Genomic DNA, 13,928 nt, shown 5'->3' on the forward strand with positions numbered 1-13,928 from the left:
ATACTAAAAACTGCTGCCGTTGTCCACTGCGAGTGGTACAACCCCAGTCTTAAAGACGGGTCAGGGCGAATGACCTCCACCTTGTCTCTGGTGCTGGATGTCACCGATCGCAAACGCGCCGAGCAGGAGCGCGAACAATGGCTAGAGCGGGAACGCGTTGCCCGGGCCCAGGCCGAAGCGGCCCAACAGCAATTGGCTACCATCGTTGACACTTCCCCGATTGGGCTGGCGCTATTGGATGGTGATCAGCGCTTTGTTGCCATCAACGACGCCCTGGCTGAGATCAATGGATTACCCCGTGACCACCACCTGGGTAACTCGGTGGCAGAGCTATTTGGTCAAAGCGATCCCGCCGTTGTCGAAGTCATTCGCCAAATTTATGCCACCGGTCAGCCGTTTATCTCGACTAATTTGGCCATTCATGCCCCTGGGCGTGACGATCGCCGCCCTGGCTACTACAACGTTTACTATCTGCCAACGGTTGACTCAAATCAGCGGGTAGAACGACTGTTAGCCTATGTTGTCGATGTCACGGATCGCGTCAAGCTGGAGCACGCCCAGCAGTACCTTTCTGAGGCTAGTGCTGTGCTGGCATCGTCTCTAGACTACCAAACGACCCTAGAGCAAGTTGCCCAGCTCACCGTACCGACATTGGCCGACTGGTGTACCGTCCACATCGTAGAAGAGAATGGCACGATTGACCAAATTGCCGTGGCGCACGTTGACCCGGCTAAGCTGGAGTGGGCTTATCAGATTCGAGACAGGTATCCCCTAGATACCAATGCAGAGCGCGGTGCCGCCCTGACTCTGCGCACCGGTCAATCAGACTTTGTGCCAGAAATTCCGGACAGACTGTTGGTTCATGCCGCCAAAGACCCTGAGCATTTAGAGATTTTGAGACAGGTGGGCTTTAGCTCAGTGATGACGGTGCCGCTGCGTAGCCAAGACCGGGTGATCGGCGTGATCTCGTTCATCTCGGCGGAATCGGGCCGCCGCTACACCGCTGCCGATTTGCAGCTAGCCGAAGAGCTGGCGCACCGGGCTTCGCTAGCGATCGAAAATGCTCAGCTCTACCAGGCGGCTCAGCGCGATCGCACGAAGGCAGAAGCCGCCAACCGCATCAAAGACGAGTTTTTGGCGATCTTGTCCCACGAGCTCAGGTCGCCTTTGAACCCGATTTTGGGCTGGGCCAGACTCTTGCGCAGCAGGAAAATGGATGCGACCAAAACCGACCAGGCGTTAGAAACCATTGAGCGCAACGCCCAACTCCAGGCCCAGCTAATCGAAGACTTGCTCGATGTTTCGCGTATTTTGCAGGGCAAACTGACGTTGAACATCGCCCCGGTCAATTTAGTCACAACCATTGAAGCGGCGACTGAGATCGTGCGCCTGGCGGCTGAAGCTAAACGGATTCACATTCAAACCACGCTGGAGGCGATCGCGGGCCAGGTTTTAGGCGACACCAACCGACTCCAGCAGGTAATTTGGAACCTGCTCTCCAACGCGGTTAAGTTCACCCCAGCAGGTGGGCAGGTCGCCGTCACCCTAGAGCAAGTTGACACCTATGCTCAAATTCAGGTAAGAGACACCGGCAAAGGGATCCATCCAGACTTTTTGCCCCACGTGTTTGACTATTTCCGTCAAGAAGATGGTACTACCACCCGACAGTTTGGCGGCCTCGGTTTGGGGTTGGCCATCGTGCGTCAACTCACTGAACTGCACGGTGGGCTAGTTTGGGCAGACAGCCCAGGACAAAATTTAGGCGCAACCTTTACGGTTCGGCTACCTCTCAACCTGGAAAGGCAGGATCAACCCCCTCCCGCTGAACCCTTCAACAGAGCAACCGACTTAACCGGGCTACAGATCTTGGTGGTAGACGACGAGGCCGATATGCGAGAGCTGGCGTCCTTCATTCTCACCCAGGCGGGGGCACAGGTGACAACGGCGGCCTCAGCCCTGCAGGCCCTCAGCCTGCTAAACCAGTCTGTGCCCGACCTGTTGCTGTGCGATATCGGCATGCCAGAAATGGATGGCTACGGGCTGATTCAGCAGATTCGCAAAAGGTTGCACGACCAGGGCGGCAATATGCCCGCGATCGCCTTGACGGCCTATGCAGGCGACATCAATCAGCAGCAGGCCCTGGCCGCTGGCTTTCAGCTGCACCTGGCCAAACCCATCGAACCAGACCTCTTGGTGAGAATGATAGCGACGCTAGTGCAGCCCCAAGCGCAAGAATGCTAGGGCGTGTTCCAGGGGCCTAGAGCCAGACTCGGTTATCCCTGTCGTTAATCAGGTGCAAATTCGGGAGGCTTTAGGGCGTTCCCAGGGTGGCTTTAGCACCAAAATCCATCTGTACTGCGAGGGAAACAACTTGCCTATCACCTTTCTGTTCACGGTTGGCGAGCGCCATAAGGCGGCAGCTCTTTTGTGAAACGTTCCAAAATTTGTCCAACCCTGTGCTGGGCAATTGCCACTCAGCTACGTCAGGGCCTCCTATGGGATTAGGTGTGGGGTAGGCTAAATCAGTTAGTTGCGCGTGCAAACAACTATTCAATCATTGCTTAAAGCCGTGAAGTTTAGGAGTATTTAACTCCGCCAGGGATAGCGTAGTATTTGCACCAATTGAGAACATATCCACTCCCGTCGCTGGGGCTGCTGAACCAAACATTTAGAACCTCAATCAGAACTGCAATAAAGCCTGACTTTTTTCAGGCAGTGAAAGATAAGACTTCACGATGGATCATGGGTGCATATCAGCGGTTGGGGATGCCCAATGCCATAGCCCTGGGCAAAGTCCACACCGATGCCCGTGATGCAATTTAGAATGGCGGTGTTTTCAACGTATTCGGCGATGGTCTGGAGTCCCATAACACGGCCAATGGTGCTGATAGCGTCGACCATGGCGTAGTCAACGCGGTCATCGAGAATGTCCTTGACAAAGCCACCATCGATTTTGAGGTAGTCCATGGGCAAGGTTTTCAGATAAGCAAAGGACGACATGCCGCTGCCAAAGTCATCAAGGGCAAAGCGGCAGCCCAACGCCCTCAACTGGCGGATAAAGTCGCTGGCTTTGGAGAGGTTAGCGATCGCCACCGTTTCGGTAACTTCAAAGCACACTTGCTGGGGCGGCACGGCGTGCAGCATCAACTGCTGACGCAGAAAGTCCACCATGGCGTCGTCGTTGAGGCTGGCCCCAGAGAGATTGATCGCATAGACCGTGGGTATCGTCGGGTCAGGTTCTCCTTTGGGGGGGCGCGAGGGCCAGTGCTGAAACAAGGTGCTGACTACCCAGCGATCGATCTTGGCCATCAGCCCGTAGCGCTCAGCTGCTGGCAGAAAGGCCAGGGGCGGGATCATCTGGCCGGTTTCGTCCCGCAGGCGCAGCAGAACCTCGTAGTGGTATTCTTTGACCGGCCCCGACTGAGTGGGCACGATAGGCTGGGCAAAGAGGCAAAACCGATGGTCGGCTAAGGCTTGGATCAGGCGGGCGGCCCAGCGAAATTCTCCCTGCTGCTGGAGCAAGGTTTGATCGTCAAGGTGAACGGCATGGACGCGGTTGCGTCCGTTGTTTTTGGCGGTGTAGCAGGCGGTGTCGGCAGCCACTAACACGTTCTCTAGGGTGTCACTGTGGCGGTTGATGGGCACCACACCAATGCTAACGCCGACGGTGAAGGTGTTGCCCGCCCAGGCGAAGCGGAAGTCTTGCACCGCATCCTTCAGGCTATTGGCCACCCGCAGTGCCTGATCAAGATCGCACTGGTGCAGTAACACCCCAAACTCGTCACCCCCTAGACGGGCCAGGGTGTCGGTTTTGCGAATATGCCCTTGCAACAGGTTGGTGACCTGGCGCAGCAGTTCGTCGCCAGCGTTGTGGCCACAGGTGTCGTTGACAATTTTAAACTGGTCAAGATCGAGGTAGCACAGGACGTGGATGCCCTCATTGGTCTGGACGCTAGCGATCGCCTGGTGCAGGCGGCGCTCAAACTCGCGGCGGTTGACCAGCCCGGTGAGCGGGTCGTGGATAGCTTGCCAGGTGACCTGCCGGGTAAGCTGCCGGGACTGGGTAACGTCGTGGAACACCATTACGGCACCCACGGTCTGGCCCTGGCGATCGCGGATGGGGGCAGCAGAATCATCCACGCCAATCTCACGTCCGTCGCGGGACAGCAGCACCGTGTTCGGCATCAGTTCGACAACGCGGTTCTCCCGCAAGGCTATTTCCACCGGGTTGGGGGCGGGTTCGCGGGTCTCTTCGTGAACGATGGTGAATACGTTGCTGAGGAGGAGGCCGCGGGACTCCGCCTGACTCCATCCGGTAAGGGCTTGGGCGACCGGGTTGCAGTATTCGATGCGACCGGCCATGTCGGTGGTGATCACCGCGTCGCCAATGGAGTGAAGGGTGACCTGGGCCAGTTCTTTTTCGTGGAACAGGGCTTCTTCCATCTGCCGCCGCTGGGTGATATCGGCAAAGGAGCTGACCACGGCATAGGGCTGGGTGTCGCCAGGGCAAACCATAGGCTCGACATTGATGGAAATCCAGGTGAGGGCACCGTTAGGTTTGTGGACGCCCATAACAACATTGCGGCAGGGCTGCCCGGTGCGCAGAGTGACCATGGCGGGGTGCTGATCGCCGGGGAAGGGGCGACCGTCTTCATAGACGCTGCGCCAGCAGGGGTCGATAGAGGTGCGGCCCTGCATCTGGTCTAGCGTTAGGCCCAGAATCTCTTCGGCACGGGCGTTGCAGGTTTGAATGGCCCCGCTGATATCTTGCAGCACTACCCCTTCCGCCAGGGCGGCCACCACCGACCGATAGCGCGCTTCGCTATCGCGTAGGGCTACTTCGGCCCGATGGCGTTCAGTGACATCGTGGTAGGTCAGTACTTTGCCCACGGTGCGATCGCCCACCCGGTGGGGACGTCCGTGGCGCTCTAGAATGCGGCCACTGGTCAGCTCAATCCGGTCAAAGGTTTTCTGGTTCAAATCCGCCATCATGCGCTGAGTAGCGGCATTAAACGCTTCGGGGTCTTTGGTCTGGCTGAGTACAAAGTGGTAAGCGTTAGTGGTGCCGCCGTTGCGGGTGACCTCCTCCTCCAGATCGGGCGGAATGCCCCACTGTCGCAGGAAGCGGCTGTTAAAGTAGCAGACATGCCAGTCGGAATCCATGACTAAAATGCCGTCGGCGGTGGATTCGAGGATGGTGTCAAGCAGCGATCGCGCCTGGGTTAGCGCCTGGTTGAGCTGGTTAAGCTGCTGGGCCTGGACCTGGGAGCGGCGGTACAGGTGGAGCACTCCTGTTACTAGCAGTGCTGATGTTAGGCCCGCCAACAGCACGATATTGGCTGCGGGCAGCAGCAGCGTATTGACCTGCTGGGCCAACGGCCCTGTCAGTTGACTCTGCAGGCTGTAGCTCCAGCTAATTAGCGCTTCCCACAACAGCAGGCTGGCGGTGGCCACACCAAACCCTACGCTGCCCGCCAGCCAGCGCGGCTGGCCATGGTAGGGCTGGCGGTGCAGCAATGCCAGCATGATACCTAGTCCCAGTCCCAGCAGCGCCAGGGCAGTGGGAACGGCCATACCGGTTAAAAAGCGCCAGGTGTAGGCGGTCCCCAGCCGGGTCACATAACCCAGCAGCACGATCAGGTTGGAGCCGACTACCCCAGCGGCCAGGGTAGCGGCCAGGACAGGTACCCACGGCAGACGGTCCGTTGGAGACTGAGGCGGTTGGCGAGCGGCAAGCGCCAGGCCCAGTACCGACAGCCCCAGGAATAAAAAGCCCAGGGTTGCATTGGGCGACGGACGCCCCGGAAAAGGTTGCTCGACTCGAATAAACAGGTTTTGGATGGGTGTCTGAATGGCCCGAGGGTCGATCTGACCGGGGGCATAGAGTTCTGTTGTGATGTAGTCGTGCATCAACAGTTGGTCAATGCCAAGGTTGATCCCGGTTAGGTACTGCACCAGGGTGAGCCCACTAAGGACCACCACCGCTCCACTCAGGCCCAAAGCCCAAGTGCGTCGTCTCCCCAGCCAACTTAGCAGCGCCAGCCCTAGCAAGACCATCAAAATCGCCGCATTGTAGCGAATTGGCGGTGACCCTGCTGGCCACTGGATAATCGCCATGGTGTGGGTATGCCAAGCGCTCAGCACCAGCAGCCCCAGCCCTACACTCAGACTCGCCGCTACCCACGGCACTGGCTGAGTCCATTGTAAAATTGCGTGCCCACCGAACAAATCCGGGAAAGCAGAGGAATCGTCTTTTGCCATGGCCAACAAGAGTTCTGAGGGGCTACAGATCACTAACACAAGCTTGCCCTGATCTTCACATAGATACCGGGCAACGCATCGGTCTGATGATAAAGCTGGTCTGGCGTCAGTTCGATGTTCTCCGCCTGGAGAATCAGCCTACCGCCGTCGGGCATGGCCTCACAGGCATTGACGCAGAGATTCACAAGCACCTGGTGCAGCTGATTAGCCTCGGCGTTCACCATCCACAAAAGGCGACATTAGTTCTGAGAGCAATATCAATGGAAGTTGGGAAACGTGCTTCGGCAAATTTGCCACACTTTGCTCAGTACATGCCCGAGCTGAATTTGAGTGAGCTCGCCCGCCAAGCCTCGGGCAAAAGATAGGATTTGCTGCACCAGACTGTTGCCTCGGCGGACACTAGCATTGAGGGGAGCAACCAATTGGCGATCGCGCTCACTCAGGCTGGACAATTTCAGGGGGAGCAACGGTAAGAGGATACTGAGGTGTGAGTGCATCCCAGTCTTGCAAGACTCAGTTTGGAGAAGTAGCTATTGAGATACGCACACCGCTGCCGCAGCACCTGTTGCACATTGTCCTCATCCCACTGAACTCCCGAAATCTTCGCCTGCCGACCAATTTGCTTGACCATTGTTTGCCGCAATCTTGACAGCGATACCGCTGTACGAGAGTGCCGTCTGAACGAGACTCTCGCCCGTTTTTGGCAACCTGTTGGCTCTGACAGTGAGGACAATCCATCACGTAATCTCGTTGCACTGCCAGTATTCTAGCTCCCATCGGTTAACAGACCAGCGCCCGATTGGGAGCCCAGCTCGGCGACAAAGATCTGGTAGCGATCGCGCCCCTGCTGCTTGGCGCTGTAGAGGGCGGCATCAGCCTGGTCGATCAAGGTTTGAGCTTTCTGACCCGCCGTTGGAACGACACTGGCAATGCCCAGGCTGAGGGTAATGCGCTGGCCCAGTGGCGAGGCCCCATGGTAAAGAGCTAGCTCGGTAAGGACCTGCTGAATGGTATAGGCGATCACCTCAGCCCCGGCCTGGCTGGTGTTGGGCAGCACGATGGCAAACTCTTCGCCGCCGTAGCGGGCTACAAGGTCGGCGGGGCGCTTGGCCACCTGCTCTAGGGCTTGGGCCACCTGCTGCAAACACACATCCCCCGCCGGGTGACCGTAGGTGTCGTTGTAGCGTTTGAAGTAGTCGATATCGCACAAAATCAGGCTCAGGGAAGACTGAACTCGCAGCAGGCGAGCCCACTCCTGCTGGAGGTGAACATCAAAGCTGCGGCGGTTAGCCAACTGGGTGAGGCTATCGTGGGTGGCCAAGTGTTCGAGCTGGCGGTTTGCGATCTGAAGGTGCTGGTATAGCTGCGACTGCTGAATTGCGATCGCCAGCTGGATGGCCAATCGCTTGAGCACATCTAGCTCAGAGGCTTCCCAGGAATGGGGGCTCTGGCCGTGGTAGGCCAGCAGTATACCCCACAGGCTATTGCTCTGCACAATGGGCACAATCACCTTGGCCTGAGCCTGGGTGAGGTGATCCATCGGGCAGGGCACCGTCTCCTCGGTCTGGATGCTGGCGCAGGCTCTAACCTCGCCTCGCAGATAGCCTGCCAGGTCGGTGGCATTGACGGTGGTCTGAAGCTTTCGCCCCAGAAGGGAGGGCAACCCCGCCGTGACCGCCTCGGCAATCACCATGCCGCTGCCATCGCTCTCGAACTGATAGATCATTACTCGGTCGATGCGCAAAAACTGCTGTACCTCGTTCACGGTGGTGGTGAGAACTGTATCTAGATCAAGGGTTTGGCGAATACGCTGGGCAATCTCGCTGAGCAACCTCTCCTGCTCGGCCCGCCGCCGCAGAGCCGCCACCTCCGAACGCCTTAGCTCGGTAATATCGGTAAACGATAGCACCACCGCGTAGGGCAGGAGGGCATCTGGATGCTGCAAGGGGCGAGTGTTGCAGGAAATCCAGGTGGTGCCGTGGGGTTTGACTAGGCCCAGCACCCGATTGTTGACCGACTGCCCAGTTCTCAGGGTGATCCACGCCGGGTGGTCGTCATCGGGGCAGGGGGAACCATCGTCTTGGATGAAGGTTAGGGGAATATCAGCCAGCAATCGCCCCACGAGCTGCGAGATTTGCCGTCCCACAATCCCGGCCGCGCTGGCGTTGCAGGTGAGCAGGGTGCCATCGGCCCGCACTACGGCCACCCCTTCGGAGAGGGCCGCCACCACCGAACAGTAGCGCTCCTCGCTGTCTTGCAAGTCTTGCAGCAGGGTGGTTTTAGTTTCAAACTCTTTTGCCAGGTGCAGGCTGGCCACCAGCAGACCCGCCATCAGCTGTAGGGTTTGCCTATCTGACTCGGTAAAGGCGTAGGCCTGGGTTGAAAACACCTTGATCACGCCGACTGGCTCGGTTTGAGCGGTGAGGGGCACTACCACCATTGATCGCAGCCCCAGGGTTTCGGACAAGGAACGATTGACCCGCCGATCGCGATCGCGATCGGCACAGTACAGCGCCTGGCTCTCCTTCAGGCAGCGCCCGCTTAGGCTATCAGCTATCGGCAGCCGCCAGCCCCTATGAGCCTGTGCTAGGCCGCTGGTAGCCTGGCACACCAGTTCTTGGCCCTCTAACAGTTCCACGGCGGCCCCATCGGCACGGGTGAGCTGCAAAGCTCGTTCGACGATCACCTCCATCACCAGCTCTAGGTGGGGATGGACCAGCGTCACCTCTAGCTGGGTCTCTACAATCTTAGACAGACGCTCTAATTCCTGCTGTAGAGCAATTTCAGACTGCTTGCGCTTGGCCTCAAGCCGCATTTTTTCACTGATATCTTTCATAAAGCAGTAGTGCCCCTGGCTCTGCTGCTGGTCGTCGTAAGTGATCACCATAAACAGCTGCTTATGGAAAATTGAGCCATCCTTGCGGACTCCCCGAGCTTCAATATTGGCCTTGCCCTCAGCCAGCATATGTTTGTAGGCCAAAGCGACTCGTTCTAGATCATCAGGATGGACGGTAATCTCCCAGGGCTGTCCAACGAGTTCGTCTGGAGTGTAGCCCACCATGGTGGCATAGGCCTGATTGACGTTGGTATAGTGACCGGCTTGATCTAAGCGGGAGATGCCTTCCACGGCATGGGCCAGGGCGCTGCTCATCTCTCGCAGCTCGACCTCGGCCTGCACCCGCTCGGTAATGTCCTGGACAATGCCGTACAGGCGCACGATCTCACCCTGGGCATTACATTCTGCCTGACCCCGGTTGTCGAGATAGCGAATTGCCCCATCGCCACGGGTGCATTTGAGCCGCATACTGTAGGGCTCGCCCGTGGTCAGGGCGCGCTCATGCGCTTGGCGCAGCCGGTCGCCATCCTCGGGATGGTAGAGCCGCAGCAGCTCGTCAAAGCTGGGTTCGCCTAGAGTGGAGTCGCGCCCCAAAATGCGAAACTTTTCGTCAGACCAGGTCACTTTTTGGGTGGTCACGTCGTATTCCCAACTGCCAATGTGGCCGAGCTTCTGAGCCTCTAGCAGCATGGTCTGGCTTTTGTGCAGGGCCAGTTCTGACTGTTCGCGCTCGTTGATATCCTGAATTTGAGCTACAAAACAGAGCGGCACCTGCTGCTCATTAACCACAGTCGACACGCTGAGCATGACCCAAATCCAGTGGCCCTGCTTGTGGCGATAGCGCTTTTCGAGGTGGTAGTGGCAAATGTCCTGACTGAGCAGCTGCCTCATCAGATCTAGCTCGGTGTCTAGGTCATCGGGGTGGGTGATGGCCTGAAATGTGGTGGCGAGCAGTTCGGCTTCGCCATAGCCCGTGATTTTACACAGCGAGCGATTCACCTCTAGCCATTGCCCCTCTCGGCTGACTAGGGCCATGCCAATGTTGGCGTAGTCAAAGGCGGTGCGAAAGCGCAAGTTGCTCAGGTGTAGGGCCTGGTTGCTAGCCTCTAGCTCGGCGATGTGATCGACCATCTTGGCCTCTAGGGATTGATTGAGCTGCTGCAGGGCAATCTCGGTGCGCTTGCGATCGCCAATGTTGTACGCCGTCAAGCGGCTGCATACATTTTTGCCCTGGTCGTCGTACTCGGCGGTGGCGTTGACCAAAATCCACTGGGTCGTGCTATCGGCCCGCACCAGCTCAAACTCCAGGTTGTCAACCCGGCCCCGTCGCTTAAATTGTAGAAAGTTGGCGGCAAAGATGGCCCGGCTGGCCGGGGTAAGCACATTGGTAAATCGCAGCTGGCCCACTACCGCCTCGTGGTCATAGCCCAGCCAGCCCAGCTCGGTGTCACTGATTGCAATAAAGACCCCGTTGGTATCTAAAGAGTGATAGCCGCAGAGAGCCCCGTTATAGAGGTTTTCGATGGCAGCCTGCTGGGCGGCGGTAGTGGTCACCAGCTGGCGGGCTGACCGCTGCAGCTCCAGTTCGTCCATCACCACGGCAGCTAAATCTTTGAGCGTATGGGCTTCGTCAGCGGTGAGCTGGCGGGGCTGGCGATCGATGACGAAGAGGGTGCCCAGAGTGTAACCGTCGGGGGTAATCAACGGGGCAGCGGCATAAAACCTCAGGTCGAACTCGCTCACCACCAGAGTGTGGGCCTGGGTGCGGGGATCTTCGAGGGCGTTGGCAATGGTATAAACCTCGCTGTGGAAAAGGACTGAGGCACAGAGACCAGGTTCGCGGTTGATCTGATTGATTTCCACCCCGTAGCGCGACTTGAACCAGATGCGATCTCGATCAACCACCGTAACCAACGCAATCGGGACCTGAAACAGGCAAGCGGCGATTGCCGTGATGCGATCTAAGGTACCATCCGGCGGCGTATCTAAAATGTGGTATAGCTGCACCGCCGCCAGCCGTTCAGCGTCGTCGGTCGTATCATGCATCCTGGGCCAGTATGACGACTTGTTTGCAAATATGTGAGACTGCACTGTTGCTTTATAGTGCCCTTACAAATTAAGAGGGCAATCCGACACACACCCGTTATCTTCACAGTTCATATCGCGTGTAACAGAGCACGGAATAGCTTCAATTTTTAACCAGTGTGGGCTAGAGCTGGGGCTAAGCCGTCCCGAAGGGCATAACGCCTTAGACCCAATAGATCTAGCTGGGTCGGGAGGCGAGCCAGGTCCAAACGTCATCGCCTGCCAGGGGCCGAGCTATGTAGTAACCCTGGAGCTAAGTCGTAGCCAATATGATTTAGATAGGCGAGGGTTTCGGCTTCTTCAACCCCCTCGGCGGTGCAGCTCGAACCTAGGCTGTGGCTCAGATCAATAATAAATTTGACTACTGTGTTTGACTCCGCAGAGGTCACCGCCGTCATCACAAAGGGATTGTCAACCTTAATCTTAGAAAAGGGCAACCGCACTAAGGCGTGTCTTAAACCCATTTGGCAGAATGGCATCAGTACAAGCGAACTCTTAAGCTGCTGTGATTCTTCCACCTTAGGAAGCCCCTCGTCAGGGTGAGATGAGCGAACGACAGTGGCAGCAGATTGCCCCCCTGCTGCCACCGCAAAAACCTTAGTAATTGCTCAATTGGGTTGACGGGTACCGGCGAATGAGGGAGGGTGGTAAACTTTTGCCATGACAGACCTGCCGCCGTTAGAAAGCCTCAGTTCTGAGGAGAAAGAGGTGATCTTGACTCAAGAAAGTAGACAGGTAACTTGAGCGGCCTTCAAGCCCTCTAGAGAGAGCCAATAGTTATCTTCAAACTGCACTGGGGAAAGGTATCTGAGGATCGAATGTAACCGCTGTCGGTTATAGAAAACCTCAGTCCATTCAGCAATAACGGTGCGGGCAAGGGCATGCGTTGAGAAAATTTTAGGATGAATCAATTCTGTTTTGAGGGTGCCAAAGAAACTTTCAGCCACCGCATTATCCCAACAATTACCTCGACGGCTCATGCTGCCCATTATCGCAGCTTGCTGAAGCGCTAATTGATAATCACCACTGGCATACTGAGAGCCTCGGTCAGAATGAAACAGCAACCCAGATGGAGCCGGTTGTCGCTGCCCTAATGCAGCCTCTAAAGCCGTCAATACAACCTCTGTGCGCATGTGCTCGGCCATCGATCATCCGACGACGCGTCTAGAAAATAGATCGATGATGACCGCCAGGTACAGCCAGCTTTCGGTGGTCCAAATGTAGGTCATGTCAGCCACCCACACCCGGTCGGGTTCCGCCGTTGTAAAGGCTCTGCCCAAGTGATTCTCAGCGATGGGCCAGGCATGCTGAGAATCGGTTGTCACCTGGAATTTGCGCCGTAACCGAGCGCTGATGCCAAGTTTAGCCATTAACCGCACCACCCGTTGACGGCTGACGCTCCAGCCTTGAGCCACCAGGGCCGATTGAATCCGAGGGGAACCATAGCTTTGGCGACTGGTGTCATAAATGCGTTGAATCTGGTCAGACAAGATCGCATTCTCCTGGGTTCTACGGGAAGCGAGGCGGTGGCACCAAGCGTGATAGCCACTCCTGGACTGCTTCAAGACTCGGCACATTAGGGCAATTGGCTAATTCGCCTTCTCCTTCTGGATTAGCGCGTACGATCTGAGCTTTCCCGAGCAAAGAAGGTCGCGGCTTTTTTTAAGAAATCGCGCTCCATTCGCACCCGTTTTAGGTCTCGACGCAGCGTAGTTAATTCTTGACGTTCAGCAGAGGTCAACGCCCCTTTGGTGTTGTCACCAGAGCGATCAATTTGGGCTTGTTTCACCCACTTGCGTAGCGCACTCTCGGTCAAACCCATCTCCTGAGCAACCTGGCTGACCGGTTTACCCGATTGGCCCACAATGCGAACAGCCTCTGCTTTTTGCTCGTTTGTAAATGTCCTGCGCGGTTTTTGGGTTATCTGAACGTTCTCCTTCGTTATCGACTCTTCGGGAATGTCCACTTTCTCGAGGCAAGGTCATTTCCTTTGCTTGTGAATTATGTGGACTGCTTAGTCAGCACCCTGACGGAGATGCTTGTAGGCATGTGGACTGCTGAGGGGAGCCCTCTTCTGAGAAGAGATTGCCGTCAAAGTTCTGCGAGATCTCAGCGTGGCCATCGGCAAATATCCGCACGAGCGACGAGTAGCGTTGGTCAAAGCGGAACATCCCTTCACGGCCATCAGTGCAGGGAGTGAGGTACATGCTAACCATAACGAGGCGCAAAATAGTGCATTGCGACGACGGGCAAGTGCCTATCGTAGACGACAGAATCTTTACGCCAAACGAGTGCAGGGGTTACAGCGGGCTTTGAACGTCCAACGCTTGATCCTTAACTGGGTGCGACCACATTGGGGACTGGGCCAGAAGACGACACCTGCGATGCTCATGGGCTATTGTGAGCATCCACTCTCGACCCGCGAACTCCTCACAATGCAAGGTTTTCAGTTCATCACCTCTTAACAGCCCAGTGCCAATCGTTCAGGGCATTGTAGAGGGGGAGTTTTTTTCACAGCGATCGTTGTTTTGAGTGGTATCTAAGCTTAGAACGCTGGCTCCCTCTTCTTCCTTTCATTCCCTGAAACTACAGCACAGCAAGGTATCTACCTGCCTGAACTCAGCTTTTGTCAGTCAACCAGCGTGCTCCCTTACTGATTTAATTCCGTAATCCTACTGAAGGGGATTTTCGAATCCAAAAGCTAGCTTGTTAAAAGCTAGTGCCCAAATTCCTCTTCGAGTCTAGT

General features: G+C 56.6%; 4 protein-coding genes and 4 pseudogenes. 2 read left to right on the forward strand and 6 right to left on the reverse strand.

The window, feature by feature from the left end; genetic code table 11:
- Positions 1-69 precede the first annotated feature (69 nt).
- Positions 70-2,241: pseudogene (locus tag IQ273_RS01550) on the forward strand (ATP-binding protein); the annotation flags it as partial.
- Positions 2,242-2,730: 489 nt separating this feature from the next.
- Here IQ273_RS01550 and IQ273_RS01555 read toward each other — a convergent pair.
- The 6 genes and pseudogenes from IQ273_RS01555 to IQ273_RS01575 form a co-directional block, all read right to left on the reverse strand.
- On the reverse strand, positions 2,731-6,189 hold the full coding sequence (locus IQ273_RS01555) for an EAL domain-containing protein (protein ID WP_194021407.1): 3,459 nt from the start codon (positions 6,187-6,189) through the stop codon (positions 2,731-2,733).
- Between the two features lie 104 nt (positions 6,190-6,293).
- A complete protein-coding gene (locus tag IQ273_RS01560) occupies positions 6,294-6,485 on the reverse strand; it encodes a hypothetical protein (protein ID WP_194021409.1) in 192 nt (63 codons plus the stop codon).
- 305 nt (positions 6,486-6,790) lie between these two features.
- Positions 6,791-6,898: pseudogene (locus IQ273_RS35635) on the reverse strand (ISKra4 family transposase); the annotation flags it as partial.
- A gap of 129 nt (positions 6,899-7,027) precedes the next feature.
- Entirely contained in the window at positions 7,028-11,143 is a 4,116-nt protein-coding gene (locus tag IQ273_RS01565) for a PAS domain S-box protein (protein ID WP_194021410.1), read from the reverse strand.
- Between the two features lie 251 nt (positions 11,144-11,394).
- Positions 11,395-11,646: an EAL domain-containing protein gene (locus IQ273_RS01570; protein ID WP_194021411.1), complete on the reverse strand. Its 252-nt coding sequence runs from the start codon at positions 11,644-11,646 to the stop codon at positions 11,395-11,397.
- 255 nt (positions 11,647-11,901) lie between these two features.
- Positions 11,902-13,106: pseudogene (locus IQ273_RS01575) on the reverse strand (IS3 family transposase).
- A gap of 217 nt (positions 13,107-13,323) precedes the next feature.
- On the opposite strand from IQ273_RS01575, the pseudogene IQ273_RS01580 reads away from it, so the two are divergent.
- Positions 13,324-13,647: pseudogene (locus IQ273_RS01580) on the forward strand (IS1 family transposase); the annotation flags it as partial.
- Positions 13,648-13,928 lie beyond the last annotated feature (281 nt).

Origin of the sequence: Nodosilinea sp. LEGE 07298, from assembly GCF_015207265.1 — a bacterium.
In the GTDB taxonomy this organism is placed as follows: domain Bacteria; phylum Cyanobacteriota; class Cyanobacteriia; order Phormidesmidales; family Phormidesmidaceae; genus Nodosilinea.

Excerpts from the sequence above, each read along its gene's own strand:
- IQ273_RS01560 (WP_194021409.1), bottom strand. The coding sequence starts at position 6,485 with ATGGTGAACGCCGAGGCTAATCAGCTGCACCAGGTGCTTGTGAATCTC.
- IQ273_RS01565 (WP_194021410.1), bottom strand. The coding sequence starts at position 11,143 with ATGCATGATACGACCGACGACGCTGAACGGCTGGCGGCGGTGCAGCTA.
- IQ273_RS01570 (WP_194021411.1), bottom strand. The coding sequence starts at position 11,646 with ATGGGTTTAAGACACGCCTTAGTGCGGTTGCCCTTTTCTAAGATTAAG.